The 23906-nt window shown below is 75.1% G+C and carries 26 protein-coding genes and 1 pseudogene; 18 read left to right on the forward strand and 9 right to left on the reverse strand.

The genetic code is table 11. The features are described 5' to 3' along the window. The first annotated feature begins 6 nt into the window (after window positions 1-6). Window positions 7-978, forward strand: a complete 972-nt coding sequence (locus OG617_RS27280) for a pirin family protein (protein ID WP_405095805.1) — start codon at window positions 7-9, stop codon at window positions 976-978. Between the two features lie 74 nt (window positions 979-1052). Beyond that, window positions 1053-1718 (forward strand): hypothetical protein, encoded by a 666-nt coding sequence (locus OG617_RS27285; RefSeq protein WP_405095806.1) that lies wholly within the window; start codon window positions 1053-1055, stop codon window positions 1716-1718. A gap of 249 nt (window positions 1719-1967) precedes the next feature. Here the strand turns inward: OG617_RS27285 and OG617_RS27290 are convergent, their stop codons facing one another. Both OG617_RS27290 and OG617_RS27295 read right to left on the reverse strand, forming a co-directional pair. Then, window positions 1968-2630: a DUF1345 domain-containing protein gene (locus tag OG617_RS27290; RefSeq protein WP_405095807.1), complete on the reverse strand. Its 663-nt coding sequence runs from the start codon at window positions 2628-2630 to the stop codon at window positions 1968-1970. 20 nt (window positions 2631-2650) lie between these two features. Then, the gene (locus OG617_RS27295) at window positions 2651-2920 is read right to left on the reverse strand and encodes a DUF2795 domain-containing protein (protein WP_161689597.1); all 270 of its coding nucleotides are present in this window, start codon (window positions 2918-2920) and stop codon (window positions 2651-2653) included. Between the two features lie 174 nt (window positions 2921-3094). On the opposite strand from OG617_RS27295, the gene OG617_RS27300 reads away from it, so the two are divergent. Beyond that, the gene (locus OG617_RS27300) at window positions 3095-3508 is read left to right on the forward strand and encodes a DUF2267 domain-containing protein (protein ID WP_405095808.1); all 414 of its coding nucleotides are present in this window, start codon (window positions 3095-3097) and stop codon (window positions 3506-3508) included. A gap of 168 nt (window positions 3509-3676) precedes the next feature. Here OG617_RS27300 and OG617_RS27305 read toward each other — a convergent pair whose 3' ends face one another. Continuing rightward, a complete protein-coding gene (locus OG617_RS27305; protein WP_405095809.1) occupies window positions 3677-4879 on the reverse strand; it encodes a CaiB/BaiF CoA transferase family protein in 1203 nt (400 codons plus the stop codon). A gap of 386 nt (window positions 4880-5265) precedes the next feature. On the opposite strand from OG617_RS27305, the gene OG617_RS27310 reads away from it, so the two are divergent. The 7 genes from OG617_RS27310 to OG617_RS27340 all read left to right on the forward strand — a co-directional run bounded on the left by OG617_RS27310 (window position 5266) and on the right by OG617_RS27340 (window position 11778). Further along, the gene (locus tag OG617_RS27310; RefSeq protein WP_405095810.1) at window positions 5266-6285 is read left to right on the forward strand and encodes a TerC family protein; all 1020 of its coding nucleotides are present in this window, start codon (window positions 5266-5268) and stop codon (window positions 6283-6285) included. 78 nt (window positions 6286-6363) lie between these two features. Further along, on the forward strand, window positions 6364-6954 hold the full coding sequence (locus tag OG617_RS27315; protein ID WP_405103974.1) for a sulfite oxidase-like oxidoreductase: 591 nt from the start codon (window positions 6364-6366) through the stop codon (window positions 6952-6954). An 8-nt stretch (window positions 6955-6962) separates the two neighbouring features. Continuing rightward, window positions 6963-7697 (forward strand): ferredoxin reductase, encoded by a 735-nt coding sequence (locus OG617_RS27320; protein ID WP_405095811.1) that lies wholly within the window; start codon window positions 6963-6965, stop codon window positions 7695-7697. Window positions 7698-7762: 65 nt separating this feature from the next. Beyond that, a complete protein-coding gene (locus tag OG617_RS27325) occupies window positions 7763-8056 on the forward strand; it encodes a DUF6510 family protein (RefSeq protein WP_405095812.1) in 294 nt (97 codons plus the stop codon). 221 nt (window positions 8057-8277) lie between these two features. Next, the gene (locus OG617_RS27330) at window positions 8278-9435 is read left to right on the forward strand and encodes a HesA/MoeB/ThiF family protein (RefSeq protein ID WP_405095813.1); all 1158 of its coding nucleotides are present in this window, start codon (window positions 8278-8280) and stop codon (window positions 9433-9435) included. Window positions 9436-9793: 358 nt separating this feature from the next. After that, window positions 9794-10321, forward strand: a complete 528-nt coding sequence (locus OG617_RS27335; RefSeq protein ID WP_396678229.1) for a GNAT family N-acetyltransferase — start codon at window positions 9794-9796, stop codon at window positions 10319-10321. 155 nt (window positions 10322-10476) lie between these two features. Beyond that, window positions 10477-11778, forward strand: a complete 1302-nt coding sequence (locus OG617_RS27340) for an NAD(P)/FAD-dependent oxidoreductase (RefSeq protein ID WP_405095814.1) — start codon at window positions 10477-10479, stop codon at window positions 11776-11778. A gap of 20 nt (window positions 11779-11798) precedes the next feature. Here the strand turns inward: OG617_RS27340 and OG617_RS27345 are convergent, their stop codons facing one another. The 3 genes and pseudogenes from OG617_RS27345 to OG617_RS27355 all read right to left on the reverse strand — a co-directional run. Beyond that, window positions 11799-12872 carry an AI-2E family transporter gene (locus tag OG617_RS27345; RefSeq protein ID WP_405095815.1) on the reverse strand — a complete coding sequence of 358 codons (1074 nt, stop codon included), beginning with the start codon at window positions 12870-12872 and terminating at the stop codon, window positions 11799-11801. 125 nt (window positions 12873-12997) lie between these two features. Next, the gene (locus OG617_RS27350; RefSeq protein ID WP_405095816.1) at window positions 12998-13789 is read right to left on the reverse strand and encodes a spermidine synthase; all 792 of its coding nucleotides are present in this window, start codon (window positions 13787-13789) and stop codon (window positions 12998-13000) included. Between the two features lie 80 nt (window positions 13790-13869). Further along, window positions 13870-14520 (reverse strand): annotated as a pseudogene (locus tag OG617_RS27355) (DUF2267 domain-containing protein); the annotation flags it as partial. Window positions 14521-14729: 209 nt separating this feature from the next. Here OG617_RS27355 and OG617_RS27360 point away from each other — a divergent pair. From OG617_RS27360 to OG617_RS27385, 6 genes are all read left to right on the forward strand, one after another. Beyond that, window positions 14730-15047, forward strand: coding sequence for a hypothetical protein (locus OG617_RS27360; RefSeq protein ID WP_405095817.1), 318 nt, complete (start codon window positions 14730-14732; stop codon window positions 15045-15047). A gap of 338 nt (window positions 15048-15385) precedes the next feature. Beyond that, a complete protein-coding gene (locus tag OG617_RS27365; RefSeq protein WP_405095818.1) occupies window positions 15386-17020 on the forward strand; it encodes a PP2C family protein-serine/threonine phosphatase in 1635 nt (544 codons plus the stop codon). 25 nt (window positions 17021-17045) lie between these two features. After that, window positions 17046-18092 (forward strand): B12-binding domain-containing protein, encoded by a 1047-nt coding sequence (locus OG617_RS27370; RefSeq protein ID WP_405095819.1) that lies wholly within the window; start codon window positions 17046-17048, stop codon window positions 18090-18092. A gap of 88 nt (window positions 18093-18180) precedes the next feature. After that, window positions 18181-18528, forward strand: a complete 348-nt coding sequence (locus tag OG617_RS27375; protein WP_405095820.1) for an STAS domain-containing protein — start codon at window positions 18181-18183, stop codon at window positions 18526-18528. Window positions 18529-18598: 70 nt separating this feature from the next. Continuing rightward, window positions 18599-19045: a response regulator gene (locus OG617_RS27380; RefSeq protein ID WP_405095821.1), complete on the forward strand. Its 447-nt coding sequence runs from the start codon at window positions 18599-18601 to the stop codon at window positions 19043-19045. Between the two features lie 127 nt (window positions 19046-19172). After that, window positions 19173-19661, forward strand: coding sequence for an ATPase (locus tag OG617_RS27385; RefSeq protein WP_405095822.1), 489 nt, complete (start codon window positions 19173-19175; stop codon window positions 19659-19661). A gap of 49 nt (window positions 19662-19710) precedes the next feature. On the opposite strand, the gene OG617_RS27390 is transcribed toward OG617_RS27385, so the two are convergent. Beyond that, on the reverse strand, window positions 19711-20553 hold the full coding sequence (locus tag OG617_RS27390) for a hypothetical protein (protein WP_405095823.1): 843 nt from the start codon (window positions 20551-20553) through the stop codon (window positions 19711-19713). Between the two features lie 365 nt (window positions 20554-20918). Here OG617_RS27390 and OG617_RS27395 point away from each other — a divergent pair, with 365 nt between their 5' ends. Continuing rightward, entirely contained in the window at window positions 20919-21908 is a 990-nt protein-coding gene (locus OG617_RS27395) for an endonuclease/exonuclease/phosphatase family protein (RefSeq protein ID WP_405095824.1), read from the forward strand. A 22-nt stretch (window positions 21909-21930) separates the two neighbouring features. Here OG617_RS27395 and OG617_RS27400 read toward each other — a convergent pair whose 3' ends face one another. Next, window positions 21931-22356 (reverse strand): OsmC family protein, encoded by a 426-nt coding sequence (locus tag OG617_RS27400; RefSeq protein WP_405095825.1) that lies wholly within the window; start codon window positions 22354-22356, stop codon window positions 21931-21933. Window positions 22357-22465: 109 nt separating this feature from the next. Further along, window positions 22466-23425, reverse strand: a complete 960-nt coding sequence (locus tag OG617_RS27405; RefSeq protein WP_405095826.1) for a serine/threonine-protein kinase — start codon at window positions 23423-23425, stop codon at window positions 22466-22468. Between the two features lie 189 nt (window positions 23426-23614). On the opposite strand from OG617_RS27405, the gene OG617_RS27410 reads away from it, so the two are divergent. Continuing rightward, window positions 23615-23839, forward strand: a complete 225-nt coding sequence (locus OG617_RS27410; RefSeq protein WP_405095827.1) for a hypothetical protein — start codon at window positions 23615-23617, stop codon at window positions 23837-23839. Window positions 23840-23906: the final 67 nt, after the last annotated feature.

The following is a 23906-nucleotide window of genomic DNA, read 5'->3' on the forward strand; positions in this document are numbered from 1 at the left end:
CGGGCGGTGGACCGTACCGAATCCCTGCCGGCGCAGACGCGACCGCCCGGCGTGGCGCCCGCCGACCCGGGCAGCGTGCTGCTGCCCGGGCACGACGTGCCGCTCGGCCGCTACACGACGGTGCGCCGGCTGCTGCCGCAGCGCCGGCGGCGGATGGTCGGGGCCTGGTGCTTCGTCGACCACTTCGGGCCGGACGACGTCGCCGAGCGGCCCGGGATGGAGGTGCCGCCGCACCCGCACACCGGGTTGCAGACGGTCACCTGGCTGCTCGACGGGGAGATCGTGCACCGGGACAGCCTCGGCAACGTCCAGCCGATCCGGCCGGGGCAGCTCAACGTGATGACCTCCGGCCACGGCATCGCCCACTCGGAGCGGTCGCCGGCGGCGCATCCGCCGGTGATGCACGGCGTACAGCTCTGGGTGGCCCTGCCGGACCCGGCGCGGGCGGCGGCGCCCGACTTCGCCCACCACGAGGACCTGCCGGTGTGGCGCGACGGCGACCTCGACGTCACGCTGCTGGCCGGCGAGCTGGGCGGGGAGCGGTCCCCGGCGGTGTTGCACACCCCGCTGGTCGGCGCGCAGCTCACGGCCCGGGGCGCGGCGCTGGCCCGGCTGCCGCTGCGCCGCGACTTCGAGTACGGCCTTTTGGCGATGTCCGGTTCCGCCCAGGTGGGTGGCGTGCCGCTGGAGCCGGGTGCGCTGCTCTACCTCGGTGCCGGCCGGGACAGCCTCACCCTGAGCGGGGCACCGGGCAGCCGGCTGCTGCTGCTCGGCGGGGCGCCGTTCGACGAGCCGCTGGTGATGTGGTGGAACTTCGTCGGCCGGTCGCACGAGGAGGTCGTCGCGGCCCGTGCGGACTGGGCGGCCGGCCGCCGGTTCGGGACGGTGGCCGACGACGACGCGCCGCCGCTGCCGGCGCCCGCGCTGCCGACCACCCGGCTCAAGGCCCGCACCCGGCACGGCGACATCCGGGCCTGAACCCCGGGCCGGGCGGGGCCGGGCGGTACCGGCGGGTGGAGGCGTGGCGGGCGGCGACGCGGGTAGTCGCGGGCATGCCGATCACCGCGATCTCCAGCATCGAGGACAAGAAGCGACTGGCCCGCCGGCTCGCCGGCAGCGGGCGCGGGTTCGCCGAGCAGTACGGGTTCCGGGTCACCAACAACCCGTCCAACCTGTTCCAGATCCTCGTCCTGTCGGTCCTGCTCGCCCGGCGGGGCGACTTCCGGCGGGCCCTGGACACCGCCGCCGCGTTGCGCGACGCCGGCTGGGACAGCGCGGCCCGGTTGGCCCGTTCGCTGCACGCCGACCGGGTTCGGGTCCTGCGGGCGGCCGGGCAGCGCGGCGACGTGGACGCCCTCGCCGACACATTGGGTGACCTCGCCCGTGCCGTGGTGGAGCGGTACCGGGGCGACCTGCGTCGGCTGCGCGCCGCGGCGCACCACGACCCGGCCGGCGAGCGGGCGCTGCTGGCCGAGCTGCCCGGGGTCGACGCCGGGGTGGTCGACCTGTTCCTGCGCGAGACGCAGGCGCTGTGGCGGGAGGTGGCCCCGGTGGCGGACCGGCGGGCGCTCGCGGCGGCCCGCCGGCTCGGCCTGGGGCGGTCCGCGACCGATCTCGCCCACCTGGCCGGCGGCGGCGAGTCGGAGCGGCTGGCCTGGCTGGTCGGCGCGCTCGCCCGGGTGGACCTGGAGAAGCGGTACGCCGAGCTGACCGACTGAAGGTGTGTCGGCCCACAGTTCCTCGAAATCTGACCGTAAGTACGATGGCAGAAGATATGATGATCTCGGCAGTCGAGTCCGCCCGGTTCGGGCGGACATGGCCGCCCGGCGGTGCGACCCGATTCGGGTCGCGGTCACCGCCGGGAGACAGGTTCTGCGTGCGCCCCAGGTCGCGGTTCGTGGCCCGGGGCGCCCGCCTGTCTCCGGCTGGCCCGCTCACCTGCGGCCCCGGTGTCTGACCAGCCCCGGTCACCTGACCAGACCCGCCAGCAGGTTCACCGTCGAGGCGATGATCACCGCCCCGAACAGGTACGACACCAGCGCGTGCCGCAGCACGGTCGTGCGCATCTCGTTGCTGGTCAGGTTCGTGTCGGAGACCTGGAAGGTCATCCCCACCGTGAACGCGAGATAGGCGAAGTCCGAGTAGCGCGGGCGCTGCGCCTGGTGGAACATCACCCCGCCGTCGGGCCCACTGTAGTAGATCCGGGCGTACCGGGCGGTGAAAACGGTGTGCACCACCAGCCAGGACAGCAGCACGCTGGTCACACCCAGCACGCCGTAGGCGTCCCGGGGCAGTCCCGGTCGGGCGCCGTGCGCGGTGACCAGCACGACCGCTACGGCGACCAGGCTGGCCAGGCAGGCGACCAGCAGCAACAGGTCGCGGGTGGGCCGGTTCGGGTCCTCGCGTACGGCGAGCCGGGCGGTCCGCTCGGCGTCCGACGGCCACAGCGTGCGCCAGACCAGCACCAGCCAGCTCAGTGCCGCCGCGTCCCAGCCCACGAGGGGGCCGAGCGAAGGCGGGCCGACGAGGGTGAACAGGCCGCCGCCCAGCCCGCCGGCCAGCCCGAGCACGGCGAGTTGGACCACCGCCGGGGTGTGCCCGTCCCCGCCGCGCACCGGTCGCGCCCTCACCCGCTCCCGCCGGCGCGGGCTCAGATGCCGCGCAGGTGCTGCGCGACCCGGGTGTGCGGCTCCCGGGCCTGTGCCGCGCGCTGCGACCTGCCGATCTCCGGGGCAGCGTCGATCTTGGCGGACCGGGCCACCTCGTTGCCGTTGGCGTAGTCGACCGGGGGCAGGGCCCGCAGCGCGCGCAGCACCTCCGGCGGCGCGCCCTCCCGCTGCGCCTCGCGCACCACGTCGGCCTTCCCAGCCGGGTAGTCGAGGCTGGACAGGTACTGCAGGACGTCGTCGTAACTCGCCATGTGTGGGCTCCCTCGCCGGTTCGATCCGGTTCACGACTTCACGACCGGCCGCGGTTACCCACCCGCAGGCCGCCCACGCCCGTCCGTTGCGGGAAATCGCGGACCGGCCGGTCGCCGTTTCCGGCCCTGCGGGACGGGTACGCGACCGACCCGAGGCAGCGGAAGGAGCACCGCATGAACTACGACACCTTCGTCGAACAGGTGGCCCTGCGGGCCCAGGTCCCCGCGGAGCGGGCCGTGGAACTGACCCGGGCCACGCTGGAGACCCTGGCGGAGCGGCTGACCGGCGGCGAGGTGCTCGACCTCGCGGCGCAGCTGCCGAAGCCGTTGCAGTTGGTCATGCGGCCGAGCCCCGACACCGAGGCCGCCGACCGGTTCGGCGCGGCCGAGTTCGTGGCCCGGGTCGGCCAGCGGGCCGGCCTCGACGAACGGGCCGCCCGGGACGCCATCCGGGCCGTGTTCGTCACCCTGCGCGAGGCGGTCACCGGCGGGGAGTTCGACGACATCGTGGTCCAGATGCCGCGCGACTACCGGGACATGGTGGAGCCGGCGCTCGCCCCGGGGGCCGCCGTCCCGCGCCGCCCCTGACCGACCGTCACCCCCTCGGCGACCCCGCCGCGCGGGGCGGCCGGGTTCAGCGAGTCGGTCGGCGTCGTGCCGCCGGGACCGGCCCCGCGCGGTGGCCTTCAGGCGACCGTGCCGGGCCTCGATGCGGCGGCCCTCAGGCGACCGTGCCAGCCCCCAATGCGGCGGCCCTCAGGCGACCGCGCCGGCGGCGCGCAGGGCGGCGATCCGGTCGGCGGCGAGGCCGGCCTCCGCCAGCACCTCGTCGGTGTGCTCGCCCGGGTGCGGCGGCGGCCGGCGCAGCGCCGTCGGCGTGCCGGTGAACCGGGGCGCCGGTGCCGGTTGGGTCGCCCCGGCGTGCTCCACGAACACCCCCCGGGCCGCGAGGTGCGGGTGCTCCGGCGCCTCCCGCCAGTCCAGCACCGGCGCGACGCACGCGTCGGAGGAGCCGAGCAGCGCCGTCCACTCGTCGCGGGTCCGGGTGCGGAACAGCCGCGCCCACGCCGCGCGCAGCGCCGGCCAGTTCGCCGGATCGTCGCGGTCCGGCGCCTCGTCGCCGGGCAGCGGGAAGCCGGTACGCCGGACCAGTTCCGCGTAGAAGCGGGACTCGAGTGCGCCGACGGCGAGGTGTAGGCCGTCGGCGCACTCGTACGTGTCGTAGAACGGAGCGCCGCCGTCGAGCAGGTTGACCCCGCGCGGGTCCTGCCACAGGCCGAGCCGGCGCAGCGCGTGGACCTGGGTGGACAGCACCGCAACCCCGTCCACGACAGCCGCGTCGACCACCTGTCCGTGCGCTCCGGCCCGGACGGCGTACAGGGCCGAGACGACGCCCAGGGCCAGCATCATCCCGCCGCCGCCGAAGTCGCCGAGCAGGTTCAGCGGCGGCACCGGGCGCTCACCGGACCGGCCGATGCCGTGCAGCGCCCCGGTCAGGGCCAGGTAGTCGATGTCGTGCCCGGCGTACGGGGCGAGCGGGCCGTCCTGCCCCCAGCCGGTCATCCGCCCGTACACCAGGCGGGGGTTGACCGGGTGGCAGTCGGCGGGGCCCAGGCCGAGCCGTTCGGTCACCCCGGGTCGGAAGCCCTCGACCAGTGCGTCCGCGCGGCCGACCAGGGCCAGCACCGCGTCCCGGCCGCCGGTCGACTTCAGGTCCACCGCGACCGAGCGGCGGCCCCGGTTGAGCAGGTCCGGGTGCGGGGTGCCGAAGGCCGACGGGTCGACGTCGGTGGCCCGGTCCACCCGGATCACGTCGGCGCCCAGGTCGGCCAGCATCATCGCGGTGAACGGGCCGGGGCCGATGCCGGCCAGCTCGACCACCCGCACCCCGGCGAGCGGGCCGGCCCCGCCGCCGGCCGCCGACCGGCCCGCGTCGGGGTGGCTCACGCGCTCGTCCATCGGGTCACCATAGGCGTTTCGGGTTTGTCCCGTAAGGCGCCGGGAGTCCGTCCGTGACCGCGAGGCCCGGGAGTCTGCCCGCGACTGCGAGGCGACGGGTGGGTGGCGTGAGTGACCACCCCCGGTACCGGGTGGCCCTCCCGTACGGCCCCGGCCGCCTCACCGCGACCCGGTCGGCGACGGGTCCCGGCCCGATCACCGCTGGTGACGGCCGGGGTCGCGGCTTGGCGAGTGGACCGAGCTGACCTAACCTTGTCGCACGAGGGGAGTACTTCCCACGAATCATTCCGGTCAGTACGGCGTGCCCGGGGCACGCCTCGGGTGGTTGCCCACGAGAACGTGGGTGAAGGAGACCTCGAACATGACACGGTGTTCGAGGGGATTCCATGACCGAATTGTCTTATCTGTCCGCCGGCGAGTTGTCGTCGGTGGGCACGCCCATGCTCTGGGCGGTCACCATCGTCGGCGTGCTCGCCCTGCTGGCGCTGGACTTCCTCGTCACCCGCAAGCCGCACGAGGTGTCGATCAAGGAGGCGCTCGGCTGGTCGGCCTTCTACATCGCCCTGCCGCTGGCCTTCGGCGCCTGGGTCTGGTATCGGTTCGGCTCCCAGCAGGGCGTGGAGTACCTGACCGGCTACCTGGTCGAGAAGTCCCTCTCGGTCGACAACCTCTTCGTCTTCATGCTGCTGCTGGCGGCGTTCGCGGTGCCCGCCGTGCTCGCCCAGCGGGTGCTGCTCTACGGCATCACCGGCGCGCTGGTGCTGCGGGCGATCTTCATCGCCCTCGGCGCGGCGGCCCTGCAGACCCTCGACTTCGCCTTCCTGATCTTCGCGGCCATCCTGATCGTCACCGCCGTCAAGCTGCTCCGTGACGCCCTCTCCGGCCACGAGCAGAAGGTGGACATCAACAAGATGCGGTCGGTGCGGCTGCTGCGCCGGTTCATGCCGGTCGTCGACGAGTACCAGGGCACGAGGATGACCGTCCGGCAGAACGGTCGTCGGGCGCTCACCCCGCTCGCCCTCGTGGTGGTCGCGGTGTTCGCCACCGACATCGTCTTCGCCGTCGACTCGGTGCCCGCCGTGTACGGCATCACCGAGGACCCCTACCTCGTCTTCGCCACCAACGCCTTCGCCCTGCTCGGCCTGCGGGCGCTGTACTTCGTGCTGCACGCCGCGCTGAGCCGGCTGGTGCACCTCAGCTACGGCCTGGCCTTCATCCTCGCCTTCATCGGCGTCAAGCTCGGCCTGCACTGGGCGCACGGGATCTGGCCGGGCGTGCCGCAGATCCCCACGCTGGCCTCGCTCGGGGTGATCATCGGCGCGTTGGTCGTCGTCACGTTCACCAGCCTCCGGGCCACCCGCAACGCCGCACCGGGTGACAAGGAGGCCGTCGCCGACCGGCACTGACCGCGCCGCCGGCCGGGCGGGTCCGGGCGAACGGTGCCGTCGCGATCCGGCAGGTGGTACGACTGACTGGTGGGAATCGTGTCACCGGGCTTTCAGGGCCGCCCCCGCTCGGCGGAGCCGGCCCTGCCACCGGGGCAGTACCTGACCGAGGACTTCCCGGTGCTCTCCGCCGGCCCCACCCCGAAGGTGCGGCCGGACACCTGGGAGTTCGTCGTCACCACCGAGGCCGGCGCGGAGCGCCGCTGGTCCTGGGCCGAGTTCACCGCCCTGCCCCAGGACACCCCGACCGTCGACATCCACTGCGTCACCCGCTGGTCCAAGCTCGCGACGAACTGGCAGGGCGTCTCGCTGGACGTCCTGCTCGACGGCGTCGACACCGACGCGGCGTACGCCCTGGTCCACTCGTACGGCGGGTACACCACGAACCTGCCGCTGGCCGACCTGCGCGGCGGCCGGGCCTGGGTGGCGCACCGCTTCGACGGCCGGGACCTGCCCGCCGAGCACGGCGGCCCGGCCCGGCTGCTGGTGCCCCACCTGTACTTCTGGAAGTCCGCGAAGTGGGTGCGCGGCATCCGGCTCAAGACCATGGACGAGCCCGGCTTCTGGGAGACCGCCGGGTACCACGCCTACGGCGACCCGTGGCGCGAGCAGCGCTACACCGGCGATTGAGCGCCCCGTTGAGCGCCCCGCTGACCTGGCGGGTGGCCCGGCTGGTCGAGCGGCGGGGCGAGACGCCGACCGCGCGGACGCTCGTCATCGACGTGCCCGGCTGGCCCGGGCACCTGCCTGGCCAGCACGTCGACGTCCGGCTCACCGCGTCCGACGGGTACCAGGCAGCCCGGTCGTACTCCCTCGCCGGGCCGGCCGACGGCGACCGGATCGCGCTGACCGTGCAGCGGGTGCCCGACGGCGAGGTGTCGCCGTACCTGATCGACGTCTGGGCGCCGGGCGACCCGGTGGAGGTGCGCGGCCCCGTCGGCGGCTGGTTCGTCTGGCGGCCGACGGAGACCGCGCCGGTGCTGCTGGTCGCCGGCGGCTCGGGCGTGGTGCCGCTGATGGCGATGGTCCGGGCCCGCCGGGCCGCCGGCAGCCGGGCGCCGTTCCGGCTGGTCTACTCGGTGCGCACCCCGACCGACATGTTCTACGCCGAGGAGTTGCGCCGCCGTGCCCGCGACGACCAGGGTCTCGACGTGGCGTACGTGTACACCCGGGCCGCGCCCGACGGGTGGCGGGGCGAGCCGCACCGGATCGGGCTGGCCGATGTGAACGTGCACGGCTGGCCGCCCGACCTGGAGCCGCTCTGCTACGTCTGCGGGCCGACCGGCTTCGTCGAGACGGTGGCGGACCTGCTGGTGGGCCTGGGCCACCAGCCCCGGCGGGTCCGCACCGAACGTTTCGGCCCGACCGGTTGACCCGAGGCCCGGCCGGACGCGGCCGGCACCAGCCGATCCGGCCCCGACCCCGCCGAGGAGACCCGATGACCGAGATGTCCTACCTGGACGGCAACATGCTCGACGGCCCGCTGCGCGAGCTGTTCGCCGTCGACCTGAGCACCGCCACCGGGCGCTGCCAGTCGTGCGGCATGACCGGCCCGCTCGCCGGCCTGCACGTCTATCCGCAGGCCCCCGGCCTGGTCGCCCGCTGCCCGGCCTGCACGGCGGTGATGCTGCGCCTGGTCCGGGCGCCCGACCGGGCCTGGCTGGACCTGCGCGGCACCACCTACCTCCAGGTCCCCATGCCCCTCGACCAGCCCCAGCCCCGGCCCCTCTGACGCGCCTCCACGCTGCCCCCACGTGGCGTCGCCGATCCGCGCGAGGCAGACCGCCTGGTCGGCGGCGGCGGTGGTCCGGTGCCGGGCTCCGCCGCGGTGCCCGTACGGGCGGCTCGGGTACCCGACCGGCCACCGATCGGCCGCCGGGTGTTGCGTTCCCCGGCCAGGCTGCGCGAGGCTGATTCCCGGGACAGCGATCTGCCGTTCGGGGGCGAGGATCGATGGCATCACTGGCGACGTCCGGGTGGTATCCCCAGGTCAAACCCGAGCACGGCCTGCACCTGCTGCCGGGCGGCCGGATCCGTGTCGGTGGCTCGGTCTACGGCATCGCCGCCGAGGTGCTCGACCCCACCGGCGCGATCTGGACGACGCTGTGCGCCGCCGACGGCACCCGCGGCGTCGAGGAGATCGTCCGGCAGGTGCTCGCCGCGCACCCGGGCGAGAAGGCCGGCGCCGTCCGCGCCGCGCTCGACCTGTTCGCCGCCGCCGGGTATCTCGCCGACGCGGCTGCCCCCGACCCGCCGGAACTCACCGACCGGGACCGGGAGCGCCACGACCGCGGCCGCCGGTTCCACCGCTGGATCGACCTGGTCCCGCGCGCCACCTCCTGGGAGCCGCAGCTCGCCTTGAAGCACTCCCGGGCGGTCGTGGTCGGGCTGGGCGGCACCGGCGGGGCCGCCGCACTCGCCCTGGCCGCCGGCGGGGTCGGGCGGCTGCACTGCGTCGACCCCGACGTGGTCGAGCTGTCCAACCTCAACCGCCAGACCATGTACGTCGAGGACGACATCGGCCGGCCCAAGGTGGACGCCGCGGTGGCCCGGCTGCGCCGGCTCAACTCCGACATCGAGGTCACCGGCGAGCGGTCCGAGGTGCGCGGTCCGGGCGACCTGCGCCGGCTGGTCGCCGGCTGCGACGTGCTGCTGCTCTGCGCCGACCGGCCGGGCGCCATCCGGGCCTGGGCCAACCGGGTCTGCCTGGGCACCGCGACCCCCTGGGTGGACGCCGGGTACCACGGCCCGGTGGTGACGGCGGCGGCGTACCTGCCCGGGGTGGGCCCGTGCTACGAGTGCTTCTGGCTCGCCGAGCACGACAAGCGCCGTCGCGACGATCCGTCAGCCGAGTACACCGTGCAGCGGGAGAGCAGCAGCGCGGTCAGCGCGTCCTCGGCCGGCCTCTCCGGGCACCTCGCCGCCCACCTGGCGACTGCCCTGCTGACCGGCGTGCCGGCCGTCCGGCCCGGTCAGCTCCAGGGGATCAACCTGGTCGCCCCCGACCAGCACTTCCTCATCGCCCACCCGCCGCACCCGCGCTGCCCGGCCGGCTGCGGCGGGACACCCGTCGACGCGGCGGTCGTCGCCGGCCCGTCGGCGTGCCGATGAGCGCCGAGGAGGGCGGCTGCTGCCGGGTCCGCCGCACGAGCTGCGCGCCCGGCCCGGTCCCGACCCCCACGGAGGGAGGTGGGACCGGTCCCGACCCCCACGGAGGGAGGTGGGACCGGTCCCGACCCCCTCGGAGGGAGGTGGGACCGGGCCCGACCCCCTCGGAGGGAGGTGAGAACCGTGGAGCAGATAGTCATCCGGAAGCTGGACAAGGTGGAGACGACCAGTGCGAGCAACCCCAGCGGCAACTGAGGCCGGGGCCGACCGGCGTGCCATGGAGCGTGCCGCGCCGTGCCGGCTGCCCGGCGGCGGCAACCGGCTGGACAGTGTCCCGCCCCGCCGGTCAGAGTGGTTGGCCGTGAGATACCTGAGCACCGGTGGGCCCGCCGCGATCCGACGACCCCGACCTTCCGACGAGGCCGAGTTCGTCGCCGCCGCCCGGCGTAGCCGGCAGCTGCACCACCCGTGGCTGTCGGCCCCGGACACCCCGGAGGCGTACGCCACGTACCTGGTCCGGATCCGGCGCCGGAACCATGCCGGATACCTGATCTGCGACCGGGCCGGCGGGGCGATCGCCGGGTACGTCAACATCAGCGGCATCCTGCTCGGCGCGCTGCGCGGCGGCTACCTCGGCTACGCGGCGTTCCTGCCGTTCAGCGGCACCGGGCACGCGTCGGCCGGGATCGGCCTGGTGGTGCGACACGCGTTCGACGTGTTGGGCCTGCACCGGCTGGAGGCGAACATCCAGCCGGGCAACGAGCCGTCCCGGCGGATCGCCCGCAAGCTCGGCTTCCGGCTGGAGGGCTACTCGCCGGACTACCTGTTCATCGACGGGGCGTGGCGGGACCACGAGCGGTGGGCGATCACCGCATCCGACCGGGCCTGAGCCCGCCTCTGACCCGCGGACCCGTTTCACCCGGAGCGGGTGATGACGGATCACGAGCCGCGCTCCTACGGTGGCCCCATGGCGTCCGCGCGTCCGACTCCGGCCGGACTGACTCCTGACGTTTGCCCAGGCCGGCGGTGGGAACGGCACCCCCCATGACGAAGCCTCGGGTGGTGATCGTGGGGGCCGGGTTCGCCGGTTACCACGCGGCGAAGACGTTGAGCGGGATCGCCCGGAACCGGGCCGAGATCGTCCTGCTGAACTCGACCGACTACTTCCTCTACCTGCCGCTGCTGCCCGAGGTGGCCGCCGGGGTGGTCGAGCCCGGCCGGATCGCGGTGCCGCTCAGCGGCACTCTCGACGGCGTACGGGTGGTCGTCGGCGAGGCCGACCGGATCGACCTGCAGAACCGCTGGGTCGGCTACACGATGCAGGAGGGCGACCAGGGCCGGCTCGCGTACGACCGCCTGGTGCTCGCCGTCGGCAGCGTCAACAAGCTGCTGCCCATCCCCGGCGTCACCGAGTACGCCCACGGCTTCCGCGGCCTGCCCGAGGCGCTCTACCTGCACGACCACGTGGTACGCCAGATCGAACGGGCCGAGCTGACCGACGACCCGGCCGAGCAGCGGGCCCGCACCACCTTCGTGGTGGTCGGCGCCGGCTACACCGGGACCGAGGTGGCCGCGCACGGCCAGCTCTTCACCGACCGGCTGGTCGCCCAGCGCCCGCACCTGGGAATCCGACCCCGCTGGATGCTGCTCGACGTGGCCCCCCGGGTGCTCCCCGAACTGGACCAGCGGATGTCGGTGACCGCCGACCGGGTGCTGCGCCGGCGCGGCGTCGATGTGCGGATGGGCACCTCGGTGGCGGAGGCCACGTTCGACGGGGTGCGGCTGACCGACGGCGAGTGCGTGCCCACGTGCAGCCTGGTCTGGTGCGTCGGGGTGCGCCCTGACCCGTTCGTCGCCGAGCTCGGCCTGCGCACCGAGAAGGGGCGCCTGGTGGTCGACGAGTACCTCACCGTCCCCGGCTTCCCCGAGGTGTACGCCTGCGGCGACGCCGCCGCCGTACCGGACCTGACCCGCCCCGGGCAGGTCTGCACCATGACCGCCCAGCACGCCCAGCGCCAGGGCAAGTTGGCCGCGCACAACATCGCCGCCTCCTACGGGCAGGGCCGGCGCCGGCCGTACAAGCACCACGACCTTGGCTGGGTGGTCGATCTCGGCGGCAAGGACGCCGCGGCGAACCCGCTGAAGGTGCCGCTGTCCGGACTGCCGGCCAAGGCCGTCACCCGCGGCTACCACCTGTTGGCCATGCCGGGAAACCGGTCCCGGATCGGCGCGGACTGGCTGCTCGACGCCGCGCTGTCCCGGCCGTCCGTGCGGCTCGGCCTGGTGCCCGCCAACGCCGTGCCGCTGGAGAGCTCGTCGCCGGAGGTCCCGGTCCGGCACGGCTGAGCGAGCGCCCGGCGTGGCGATCAGCCTTCGCCGGAGCGTTCGTCGGCCGGGCGCGGGCGGCGGCTCCTCCTCGGCCCGAACTCGCGCAGCAGCAGCTGCCCGATCCCGGCGACCGGGATGGCCAGCAGCGCGCCGATCAGGCCGGCCAGCTCCGCCGCGAACAGCACGCTGGCCAGCACGGTCAGCGGGTTCAGCTGGACCGCCCGGGCCATGATCACCGGTTGCAGCAGGTGGTTCTCCACCTGTTGGTAGATCACGAAGAACACCAGCACCACGATCCCGGCGGTGGGGGAGTGCAGGAAGCCGGCGCCGCCCGCGAGGATCGCCCCCAGCGTCGCGCCGACCAGGGGCAGCAGGTCGGCGATCGCCACCAGCAGCGCGATCACCCCGGCGAACGGCACCCCGGTCAGGACGAGCACCAGGAAGGTCAGGGCGCCGCAGATCACGCTGATCAGCAGGTTCCCGCTCAGGTAGCCGGTGACCACCCGGGACACGCCCCGGCCGATCCGCCGGGCCCGGCGTGCCGCCCGGTCGCTGAGCAGGGCGGTCACGCCTGCGGTGATCCTCGGGGCCTCCAGCACCATGAGGTACGCCAGCACGATCACGGTGACCAGCCCCGCGAGGGTCTCCAGCACGCGCCGGACCAGGCCGACGGCGGGCTCGCGCAGTTGGTCGCCGTACTGCTCGATCTGGTCGGAGTGGCCGGTCACGTACCGCCGCAGCCGTAGCCGCTCCAGCGCCTCGCCGACCGGGCCCCGCCCCGCCCGGGTCTCCCGCACCAGGTCCGGGGCCCGGTCGGCGAACCGGCCCAACTCGTCCACCAGCGGTAGGAAGATCACCGCGATCAGCGCGGCGAGCACCCCGAACGCGGCCAGGAAGACCACCAGGGTGGCCAGGGCGCGGCGTCGCACGAAGCGGCGTTGCACGCCGTCGACCAGGGGTTTCAGCGCGACGGCGAAGAACGCCGCGACCACGGCCCAGACCAGTAGCCGCCGGGTGGCCCAGATCAGGGACAGCCCGAGCAGGGTGGCCAGCACCAAGCCGATGACGATCGCGGCCCGCCGGGCGGTGGACCTGTCGTCGGCGTCCCTCATCCGGCGCGGCTACCCCCGGCGACGGGCCGGAAACCCGTTCCGCGCCGAGCGGCCCGGACCACCCCCATCCCGCGCGCCCGGGCGGCCCGGACCACCCCCGCCCGCGCCGGGCGGCCCGGGGCGGCTCAGGTGACGCCGAGGGACTCGTCCGTGCCCGGGCGGGCCCCGCCGACGAACTCGTCGAGCGTCGGCCCGTGCAGCACCTGGCCGGGGACCGGGTCGCGGGCCGCCCGCGCGGCCAGCCGGCCGACCGGCAGCCGGCCCGCCCGGCCGGCGGCGGCGAGCACCACGTTGCCGTAGCGCCGCCCGCGCAGCATCCGCCGGTCGGCGACCAGGCACACGTCGGCGTAGACGGCCCGCAGCGTGGCCACCCGGGACCGGGTGAACACCAACGGGGGCAGGTCGGTGACGTTGACCAGCAGGATGCCGTCCGGGCGCAGCACCCGGGCCACCTCGGCGGCGAACTCCACGCTGGCCACGTGCCCCGGCATCCGGGCCGCCCGGTAGACGTCGGCGAGCACCAGGTCGTACCCGCCGGGCGGGGCCGTGGTCACCGCCTCGCGGGCGTCGGCGACGGCGACGCGTACCCCCGCCGGAGGCGCGGGCAGCTCGCGGCGGACCAGCTCGACCACGGCGGGGTCCCGCTCCACCACGAGCTGGGCGGAGCCCGGCCGGGTCACCCCGACGTACCGGGGCAGGGTCAGGGCGCCCCCGCCGAGGTGCAGCGCGTCGACCTGGGCACCGGGCGGCGCCGCCAGGTCGACCACGGCGGCCATCCGGCGGACGTACTCGAAGTGCAGGTGTCGGGGGTCGGCCACGTCGACGTACGACTGGGCCACCCCGCCCGCGAGCAGGGTGCGCCCGGTGCGGCGGGCCGGGTCGACCACCAGGTGCGGGCCGTCGGCGGCGGTGTGCATCCCGGCACCGTAGCCGCCGCGGCCGGGCCTCCACCTCCCGGCGGCGGGCCGGCGGGCACGGTCGCCCGGCCCGCGCCTCAACCGCCGGCCGCTGGGCCGAGCAGGTCGCGCAGCCCGTCCGGTACGTGCAGCGAGGCGACCAGGTCGCCGTCCTGGTCGGCCAGCGCGGCGAGCGTCGCCTCCGCCTGGTAGCGGGCCTGCTCCGGGGTACGGCCGCTGAGCCGGGCCACCTCGGCGAGGAAGCCCGGCAGGTCGTGGTGGCGCTCGATGCCGTCCACCGGGACCACGTCGTGCAGCGACACCGGCACGGCCGTCAGTAGCCGCTCCCGGGCGGCCTGGTCCAGCGCCCAGGCCAAGGCCAGCACGGTCGCCTCGGCCGCCACCTTCGCGGTGCGGAAGTCGACTCCCGCCCGCCGGCCGACGTCATCGACCAGTTCCCGGTAGCCCACGCCGATCGTCCCCGGGGCCCCTCCGGGGCCGCGCTGCGGGCGCGGCTGTGGACGGGCGGCCGGCGCGGGAGCGGCCGGAGGCGGGGCCGGTCCGCCCCGGGTGCTGTCGGGCTTGTGCCGGCCGGCCGGCGGCGGCCCGGCCCGCTTGCCCCGGTCCAGGTGCGTGGGCTGCTTGGACGCGCTGAGGCTCGCGCCGGTCTCGCTGGCCTGCCGGCCGCGTTCGCGGGCCTGGCGGGCCAGCGCCCGGCGGCGCTGGTTGTCACCCTCCATCTGTTTACGCATGGCACACCTCGCCCCTCTCCGGTCCGTTGTCTCGACCGTCGCCTTCCCGGCGTCGTCGGGGCCGAAACGGGCCGCGCCCCGTGGCACGGGGCCGGCCGACGGGCGGCCGGGGCGGCGTCATCCGGGGCGGGTGAGCCGGGCTCACCCGCCCCGGCTTCACGATTGGGTGGGCCGGAGTGCTTCCGACACGCGCGGAAGGGAAGGTCGTCATGAAGAGGATCGTCGAAATCGTCCCCGCCCGTCCCGGCTGGTACGCCCGCTGGCGGCTCACGCCACAGGCGACCAGGTGCTATCGGGTGAGCCTGTGGGCGCTGCTGGAGGAGCCCGACGGCGTCGGCCGCGAGGTGGTCGGCATCGACTGCACCGGGCAATGGCCCGGGGCGGACGACAACGAGGCGGGTGGGGAGTTCGTCCGTTATCTGTTCCAGACGCCCGACTCCGGACCGCCGGAGGACGCGGAACCCCCGCCGGGCGACGCCGATCGGCGGGCCGACGGGCCGCGCCTGCAACCGGTGACCGCCACCTGAGGCCACCCTCCCGGCCCCCGACTCCTGGTCCCAGGGTCGGGGGCCACCCCCTGCACGGGCCCCGGGGTCAGCCGGCGTCGCGGGCGTCGGCGGCCGATCCGGCGGCGAGCACCTCGCTCAGGCTGGCGGTGCCGGCACACCGGCGTAGGGTTTGGGTGGGCCGGGTGGAGGGATCGGACCACATACGCCGTTTCGGGGACGGTCGGGTGTCGAGGAGGAGTGGGGCTCAGCTGGTGATTGCTGCCGACGTCAGGGGCGCGGACCCGGGCGACGGACTAATCTCCACGCCGAGTACCGCGCCGGATCCGGCGCGGCCCGCCGACGTACCGGTGCGACCCGTGGCCGGGCTGCCGCGGCTGACCCTCGACCGCGGCCCACCGGCCCCGGCCTGGTCCGAGGTCGTCGAGCACTTCCGCGAGGGCCTGATCGTCTGCGACGCCCGCAGTGCGGTGCGCTACCTGAGCCCGGTCGCCGGTCGCCTGCTGCCCGAGGTGGTAGTCGGCGCGCTGCTCGCCGCGTCCGGGATCGCGGGCTTCCACGGCGTGTCCGGCGTCGGCGAGTTCACCCACCACGACCGCCGGCTGCGGGTCCGCCGGGTGCCGCTGTCCGCCGCCCGGTGCTGCTGGTACGTCGAGGACGTCACCGAAAGCGTCACCCGGGCCGATGCGTTGCTCGCCGAGCGGGCCCGTTCGGCTTTCCTGGCCGTGGTGGGGGAGAAGCTCGGCAACCCGCTGCACCCCGACCGGGCCGCCGCCGCAGTGGTCCGGCTCGCCGTGCCCACCCTGGCCGAGGTGGCCGTGCTGGTGCTGGCCGCCCGGTCCGGCCGGGCCCGCTGGTGGCGGGCCGCCCGCGCCGCCGACGACGACACCCCGACCGTGGACAGCGGGGTGCTCGACACCATCGACCTGCCGGCCGCCATCGACGAGGCGCTCGCCGGCACCGAGCCGCACGCGCTGGACTGGCTCGTGGAACAGACCGTCGAGGGGGGCTGGCTGTCCGGCCTCGCCGCCGACGCCATCGTCCGGGTGGTGCCGCTGCCGGGGCGGGACCTACCGGCCGGCGTGCTGCTGGTCGCCCGCCGCGCCGCCCGCCACTACGGGGAGGCCGACCTCGACCTCGTCCGTGCCTTCGCGGCCCGGGCGGGTACCGCCATGACCACCGCCGTGCTCTACCGCGACCAGGCCGAGGTCGCCGACACCCTCCAGGTCAGCCTGGTGCCCGTCGAGCCGGCCGAGACGGCCGGCGTGCAGTGGGGCACCGCGTACCGACCGGCGCAGGCCGGGCTGCGCATCGGCGGGGACTTCTACGGCTCGCACCGGCTGCCCGACGGCGGCACGGTGTTCTTCCTCGGTGACGTCTCGGGCAAGGGGGTCGAGGCGGCCGTGTTCACCGGCCAGCTCCGCCAGTGCCTCCAGGCGCTGCACCGGGTGGAGCCGCACCCCGGCCGGTTGCTGGGGCTGCTCAACGACGCGCTGCTGGAGACCACCCTGGCACACGGCCAGGGCCGGTTCGCCACCATGGTGCTGGGCGTGGTCCGCCCCCGACGCGACGGCGGGCTGACCCTGACCATGTCCAGCGGCGGCCACCTGCCCCCGCTGGTGCTGCGCACATCCGGTGAGGTGGAGTCGGTCGGCCTCAGCGGGATGCTGATCGGCGTGGTTTCCGACCCGCGTATCGGTGAGGTGACCGTCGAGCTGGCGCCGGGCGAGACCTGCCTGCTCTACAGCGACGGGGTGACCGAGGCGCGGGGCGGCCGGCGTGGCGACGAGCAGTTCGGCACCGACCGGCTGGTCCAGGCCCTCGGCGGCTGCCAGCGGATGCCCGCCCCGGCGTTGGCCGAGCGGGTCGAACAGGTCACCTGCGACTGGCTGGCCCAGCGCGACCACGACGACATCGCCGTGCTCGCGCTGCGGGCCACCGGGCTGCACGGCCGATCGGCCCGGCACCTGCACGCTGTGTCCGCCCCGTCCTGACCGCCCTGTCGAAGGAGATCGCCGCGTGATCGCCGCCACCGCCGAGACCTCCCCGGCCGACTCGTACCACGGCTTCCTCGGATCACTGGAGGCGGCCGACGAGTATGCCGCGGTCGACGCCGCGCTCGGGCTGGTCGACGCCGGAGTGCCCGCCGAGCGGGTGTTGCTGGAACTGGTCGCCCCCGCCCAGGTCGAGATCGGTGAGCGGTGGGCGCGCAACGAGTGGAGTGTCGCCCAGGAACACGCCGCCACCCACATCAGCGAGCGGGTCGTGGCCGCCGTCGTCGCCCGGGTCAATCCCCGCCCCACCCGGGGGCGGGTGGTCGTGGCCTGCATGGACGGCGAGTGGCACGCCCTGCCGCCCCGGCTGGTCGCCGAGGTGCTGCGGTTGCGTGGCTGGAACGTCACCTTCCTCGGGGCCAGCGTGCCGGCCGCGGACCTGGTGTCGTACCTGCACCGGCACGACGCGTACGCGGTCGGGCTGGCCTGCGCGCTGCCGATGCGGCTGCCGTACGCGCACCGTGTGATCGAGGCGTGCCGCCGCTCCGACGTGCCGGTGGTCGTCGGCGGGCGAGGCTTCGGCCACGACGGGCGCTGGGCCCGCCGGCTCGGGGTGGCCTGGGCCCCCGACGCGCCCAGCGCGGCCGACCTGGTGGCCGACGAGCGGGCCCTGCGCCGCGTCCAGCCGGCGGACCTGTCCCCGCAGTTCGCCGACGGCGAGTACGCCAGCCTGGTGAGGCGGCGTGGTGACCTGATCGACGGAGCCCTGGCCGACCTGCGTGACCGGGTTCCCGGGGTGCGGGAGTACGCGCCGGCCCAGCTCGACTCCACCGTCAGCGACCTCGGCCACATCGTCGACTTCCTCGCCGCCGCGGTCTACGTCGACGACGCCTCGCTGTTCGCCGAGTTCGTGGAGTGGCTGGTCGCCGTCCTGGTCAGTCGGGGGGTGCCGGCCTCGGTGGTCGGGCTCACGCTCAGGCACTACGCGGGGGAGCTGCGGGACTCCCCGCGGGCGGCGCGTTTCCTGGGCGCGGCGGGGGCGCCGCTCGACGCGGGCGCGCGGTCGCGTTGACCGTGCGCAGGTGCGGGGGGACGCGGGTCGCTGCTTATACTTGCTTCACTGCAAGCATCAGCGTGCGGTGGAGCGAGGGGGACCACGTTTGACGTTCACCGTCACGTACGCCCAGCGGGAAGGTGCCGGGGCGTGCCTGCGACTCGCCGGCGAGCTGGACCTGAGCACCGCGCCCGAGTTGAACGCCGTCCTCGATCGGCTGGCCGACCAGGGGGAGCAGCATCTCCTGGTCGACCTCACCGACCTGACCTTCTGCGACTCCACCGGCATCGCCGCGTTCGTCCGGGCCGACAACCGGGCCGCGGCCCGGGGCGGCTGGCTGCGGGTCACCGGGGCCACCGGGCGGGTGGAGCGGGTGCTGAAGGTGACCGGGCTGGCCGAGGTCCTGGGATACCGGTCCGACACGATGCACCCGAGGTCGCAGTCCGCCCCGTGATGGGCTAGATTTCCCCGCCAACAGGCGATCGTGAGGTCGCCGTCCGCGTCAAACCCGAGGCAGGTCACTCATGGCTGGAAACACCCCCGGCCCCGTTCGCATCCTCGTGGTGGACGACGATCCCGGCGACGTTCTGATGATCGAGGAGGCCCTCGCCGACTCCGACGTCGACAAGGTCATCGACGTGGTCAGCGACGGCCAGGAGGCCATGGAGTTCCTGCGCCGCGAGGGGCGGCACACCGAGGCCCGTCGGCCCGACGTGATACTGCTCGACCTGAACATGCCCCGGATGGACGGGCGGCAGGTGCTCGGCGAGGTCAAGCAGGACGACGACCTGCGCACCATCCCGATCGTGGTGCTCACCACCTCCAACGCCGACACCGACATCGTCGGCAGCTACACCCTCCAGGCCAACGCGTACGTGACCAAGCCGATCGACCTGGACGACTTCAACGACGTGGTGCACCGGATCGACGAGTTCTTCGGCCGCGTCGTGGTGCTGCCCAAGCGGGCCTGACCCCCGCCCCGACGGCGGGCGTCGTCGCCCGGATGCCGAACAATTCTCCCGAACCCCCTCGGCGTCCCGCCGGCACCGCCGAGGATCGGCAGGTGGGAAGAAGCACCGGCTGCCTGGGGGCGACAGGATGAGATTTTCCGTCGTGGAGTTCGGCTACGACAGTCGGCAGGTCGACTCCTGCCTCGACGAGCTGGCGGTCCGGCTGAGCCGGCTCGCCGCGCGGGCGGAGGGCGCCACCGGGACGAGCCGTGAGTGGGACCGGCTCCGGCGGGAGGCGGCCGGCCTGTGTGACCTGGTCGAGCGGCGCCGGGCGGACGGGGTCGGGGCGTACCCGGGCCGGTCGTCGCCGCCGGAGGCCGAGCGGGCTGCGGCCGAGGCCCTGGCCCGGGCCCGGTTCGAGCTGGACGCCGCCCGCGAGGAGGCCCGGCAGCTCCGCGAGCAGGCGTACGCCGAGGCGGTGCGGGCCCGCCGGGACGTCGAGGCCGCCCTGGCGGCGCGCCGGCTCCGGGCGACCCGGCTCGACGAGATCCTCACCGGACCGGCCGGTGAGCCGGTGGCCACGGACACGCCGACGGCCGCCGCGTCCGTGCCGCCCGGCGGGGTGCCCACGAGCTGAGCGGTGACCGGTGCCGAGCTGCGGGCGGCACCCGGTGGCCCGAGCCGGCTCAGGCCAGCGCCGCCACCACCGCGGCGGCCCGCTTCTCGTGCTGGGCGTACGCGTCGGGGAACGCCGAGACCTGCACGGACTGGGCGGCGGCGGTGACGCTCATCTCCTGCCAGCCGGGGACCTTCAGCAGCGCCTCGCAGAACACCCGCGCCGCGTACGCGGGGCGCATCAGCTCCCGGACGCTGCCCCAGCCGCTGCTGGGTCGCTGCTGGAACAGCCCGACCGAGTCGTGGTCGGAGCCGGTGCCCTGGTGCGGGTACTCGTAGGACTCGGGCAGCACGTTGCTGGCCAGGTTCCGCAGGTCGCTCTCCTGCATGGCGGTGGACACCGCCACCACCAGGCCCCGGCGGGGCAGCCTCAGGCCCCGTCCCACGTCCACGATGGTCTTCGCGTTGTCCATCTGGAGCTGATCGAGGCCGGCGACCGGGCGGGGCCGGGCCGGCCTGACCGGCGGCTTGCGGCTGGCGCTCGGGCTGGGCTTCGCCGTAGGGCTGGGGGAGAGCGTCGGCGGGGCGGCGGGGGTGCGGTCGAGGGAGCGGGAGGCGCGTCGCTCGGCCTCGGCGGCGACCGCGGCCCGGTCGGCGAGGGCGTCGCGGACCGGTTCCGGGGCGGTGTCGGCGTGCCGGGTGCCGGCGAAGGCGGCCACGCCGAGGCAGCAGGTCAGGCCGGTGGCCAGGGCCGCGCGCATCGGGGTCGACCCGAGCAGCGCGCGGCCGGCGCGGCGCGGCGGTTCGGGTCGGCGGTGCCGGCCGGTCGTCCACCCGGTCGATGTGGCATCGGTCGGACGGTCATCCGGGCGGGTGGCGGTCTGCTTCTGCTCAGCGGGTTCGTCGGGGCGCACCCGCCGAGGCTAGAGAGCCCGACGCGCTTTCCCCATGGGGTGGTTGGTGGCATGCGCCACAATTTGCGGATTTCCGACCGGACATCTCCTTCGGCCGGGCAGCAAGCCGGCTATCCAGGTCTACCGGCTATGTCCGTCATTACCGTCGTGGAGAGACAAGAAAGATCTTTCGCCGGGCCGGCGCGGCCCGTTACGGCGGCATGATCGACTCGTTCTTTCGGGTGATGATCGAATACCCGATCCGACGAGGCGGCAGGGGCCAGCGGTCCCGGGGCGGCGGTTTCCGGCGCGCGTCGTGCCCGGGCGCCCGGCTGATGCCCGGATCACCCGGGCCGGCGGCCGGTGCCGTCGGTACGATCCGGACGGTGACCGGGGGCACGACCGACGAGGCGGCCGGGGGAGCCCGCTTCCGGGCCCCGCGCGGCCCGGTGCTGATGCTGCTCGCGGTTCTGCTCGCCGGGCTGCTGGCCGGGCACCGGGCCGTGCCCAACGTGCGCGGCCTGGGCAGCCTGCTCGACAGCGTCACGCCGCTGCTCGGCCTGGGCGTGCCGGCGCTCGTGCTGGGGGCGCTGCTGCGCCGCTCCCGCCCCGCGCTGGTCGCGGCGCTGCTCCCGGCGACGGTCTGGGCGGTCCTCTTCGGCCCCGCCCTGCTGCCGCCGGCCGCCGGCGCCGGCCCGGTGACGCTGCGGGTGGCCAGCCAGAACCTGCGGGCCGGCAACCCGGATCCGGCCGGGACCGTGGATGCGCTCGTCAGCTCCGGCGCCGATTTGATCGCCCTTCAGGAGGTCAACCGCGACGACCGCGTCGCCGCCGCCCTGCACAGCCGGTACCCGCACCACGCCGAGGTCTCCACCGTCGCCCTGTGGAGCCGGTACCCGCACCACGCCGAGGTCTCCACCGTCGCCCTGTGGAGCCGGTACCCGGTCCGGGAGTCCACCGGGGTCGACACGGGGCTCGGCTGGACCAGGGCCCTGCGGGCCGTCGTCGCCGCCCCCGGCGGAGACCTGGTCGTGTACGTCGCGCACCTCGGCTCGGCCCGCGCCGGCGACACCGCCACCCGTGACGAGACGGTGCGCCGGCTCGCCGCCGCCGTCCGGGCCGACCCGGCCCGGCACCTGGTGGTGCTCGGCGATCTCAACACCGCCAGCACCGACCGGGTCTTCGCCCCGCTGACCCGACTGCTGGGCGACGCCCAGGCCGACGCCGGCCAGGGCTTCGGCTTCACCTGGCCCGCGGAGCTGCCGGTGACCCGCCCCGACCACGTGCTCTACCGGGGGCTCACCCCGACCTCGGCCGGGGTGCTGCACACCCCGGACAGCGACCACCGCGCGGTCACCGCCGGCTTCCGCTGGTGAGGGCCGCGTCGGGCGGAGCGGTTCAGCGCCCGCCGTTCTCCGCCGGGGTGACCGTGAGGCGGTGACGGGTGCTGTCGCCGCTGGAGAACGGCCAGAGCCGGTCCGCATGCTCGACGAGTTGGGCGAGCTGCTGCGGGCTCAACCCGGCCGACGAGATGGAGGCGTGCACGTCGGCCCGGTAGCGTCCGTCGTCGTCGCGGCCCAGCCGGGCCTCGGCGCGCACCTGCACGGTGTGCGCCTCGTCGGTGATCTCCCCGGCGGCCTCGATCGCCGCGTGGTGCAGGCAGGACGCGAACGCGGCGGCCAACAGCTGCTCCGGCGTCAGGCCTGTGCAGTGCGGCGCCAGCGGGGAGGCCAGGGGGCTGGACAGTCCTCCGTCGTCGGTTCGGACGTGGCCACCCGCCGCCGTCGCGGTGGCCTCGTGCAGCCAGGAACTCGGATCCGGCATTCCGTTCCCCCCTCAGTCACCCGCCCGGCTACCCGGCCAGCGCCCGGCGAAACCGCCACCGTCGCGGGGGCGGGTTGGGTCGCCGGCCCCGGGACGGGCGGCCGGGGCCTCAGGACACCCGGTCGCGCCCCGGTTCGGCCGGCCGCTCGCCGAGGCCCGCCGCCTGGGTCGCCTCGGCGGCGGCCTGCTCGGTCCACGGGGACACCAGTTCCTCGCGCTGCCGGGGCGGGGACATGTCGAGCATCGGCACGTACACCCGGGCGTCGACCGCCTCGGCCAGCAGCAGCGCGGCCATCAGGCTGGTCGGCCGGCACGTCGGGTCGTCGGCCATCAGCTGCCCGCAGAGCCCGGCCACCTCCGGCGGCAGGCCATCCACCGCAGGCAACGGGTCCGGCTGCTGCCGGCGGCGTGCCCCGAGCAGCTCGCTGGTGCTGTCGGCCTGGTACGGCAGCCGGCCGGTGAGGCAGTAGTAGAGCAGCACCCCGAGGGCGTACATGTCGGCGGCCGGGGTGGCGGGCCGCCGGTCGAGCTGCTCCGGAGCGAGGTACGCGGGAGTGCCCACCACCATGCCGTCCGGCATCTCGTCGGGCATGCCGGCCGGGGTGGCGATGCCGAAGTCCAGCACCTTGACCCCGCACGGGGTGAGCATCACGTTGGCCGGCTTCACGTCGCGGTGCACGATGCCGTGCGCGTGCGCGGCGGCCAGCGCCGCCGCGATCTCGGCGCAGACCCGCACGGCGATGCGCCAGTCCAGCGGCCCGGCGCGCAGGTGCGCGGCGAGGGTCTCGCCCTCCGCCAGCTCCATCACGATGTACGGCGCCGACCGGCCGGGCAGCGTCGACGAGGCGCCGAAGTCGTGCACGCTGGCCACGTTCGGGTGCACCAGCCGGGCTGCGGAGCGGGCCTCGGCGCGGATGCGTTCCACCGAGGTCGACTCGTCCCGGCCGGGGGAGATCAGCTTCACCGCGACCGGCCGGTCGAGCACCGTGTCGTGGGCCTGCCACACCTCCGACATCCCGCCGATGCCGATGCGCTGTTCGAGCTGGTAGCGGCCGTCCAGCGTCCTCATCGACCGCTCCTCGTCTAGCTCGCCACCATCGGCGGGCGGCAATCCCGTCACTTCCGCCCGGTACCCGGCTCCCGAGCAGGGCAAACCGCCGGGGGGTGTAGACACCGCACCGCCCGCGCCTTCCGGTGCGGTGCGGTAGCTTCCACCGGGAAGGGCGACCCGGGGTGACGGCGGCGAAGCGGAGGGGTGATGGCCGAGGTGACCGTGCGGTTCGTCGGCGGGCCCGCGCACGACCTGGTGCGTCAGGTGCCGGCCGGGCCCGACGGGGCGCCCCCGCAGCGCTGGGTGCTGCGCCACCCGGGCGGCTCCCCGGTGCCGACCGCCGACCACCTCTACCGGCGCGACCGCCCGGACGACACCGGCACCTGGACCATGCGCTTCGTCCGCACCGACCCGCTGGGCATGTCGCAGTGATCCGCCGGGCCCCGACGCAGTGAGCCGTCGAGCCCGACGTGATGAGCGTGGTACCGGCACCGGCCGG

It is taken from the genome of Micromonospora sp. NBC_01412, from assembly GCF_045040215.1.
Classification (GTDB): Bacteria; Actinomycetota; Actinomycetes; order Mycobacteriales; family Micromonosporaceae; genus Micromonospora; species Micromonospora rubida.

Coding starts and splice junctions, on each gene's coding strand:
- OG617_RS27285 (WP_405095806.1), top strand. CDS start 1,053: ATGCCGATCACCGCGATCTCCAGCATCGAGGACAAGAAGCGACTGGCC.
- OG617_RS27295 (WP_161689597.1), bottom strand. CDS start 2,920: ATGGCGAGTTACGACGACGTCCTGCAGTACCTGTCCAGCCTCGACTAC.
- OG617_RS27300 (WP_405095808.1), top strand. CDS start 3,095: ATGAACTACGACACCTTCGTCGAACAGGTGGCCCTGCGGGCCCAGGTC.
- OG617_RS27305 (WP_405095809.1), bottom strand. CDS start 4,879: ATGGACGAGCGCGTGAGCCACCCCGACGCGGGCCGGTCGGCGGCCGGC.
- OG617_RS27310 (WP_405095810.1), top strand. CDS start 5,266: ATGACCGAATTGTCTTATCTGTCCGCCGGCGAGTTGTCGTCGGTGGGC.
- OG617_RS27325 (WP_405095812.1), top strand. CDS start 7,763: ATGACCGAGATGTCCTACCTGGACGGCAACATGCTCGACGGCCCGCTG.
- OG617_RS27330 (WP_405095813.1), top strand. CDS start 8,278: ATGGCATCACTGGCGACGTCCGGGTGGTATCCCCAGGTCAAACCCGAG.
- OG617_RS27340 (WP_405095814.1), top strand. CDS start 10,477: ATGACGAAGCCTCGGGTGGTGATCGTGGGGGCCGGGTTCGCCGGTTAC.
- OG617_RS27345 (WP_405095815.1), bottom strand. CDS start 12,872: ATGAGGGACGCCGACGACAGGTCCACCGCCCGGCGGGCCGCGATCGTC.
- OG617_RS27350 (WP_405095816.1), bottom strand. CDS start 13,789: ATGCACACCGCCGCCGACGGCCCGCACCTGGTGGTCGACCCGGCCCGC.
- OG617_RS27360 (WP_405095817.1), top strand. CDS start 14,730: ATGAAGAGGATCGTCGAAATCGTCCCCGCCCGTCCCGGCTGGTACGCC.
- OG617_RS27380 (WP_405095821.1), top strand. CDS start 18,599: ATGGCTGGAAACACCCCCGGCCCCGTTCGCATCCTCGTGGTGGACGAC.
- OG617_RS27385 (WP_405095822.1), top strand. CDS start 19,173: ATGAGATTTTCCGTCGTGGAGTTCGGCTACGACAGTCGGCAGGTCGAC.
- OG617_RS27400 (WP_405095825.1), bottom strand. CDS start 22,356: ATGCCGGATCCGAGTTCCTGGCTGCACGAGGCCACCGCGACGGCGGCG.
- OG617_RS27405 (WP_405095826.1), bottom strand. CDS start 23,425: ATGAGGACGCTGGACGGCCGCTACCAGCTCGAACAGCGCATCGGCATC.
- OG617_RS27410 (WP_405095827.1), top strand. CDS start 23,615: ATGGCCGAGGTGACCGTGCGGTTCGTCGGCGGGCCCGCGCACGACCTG.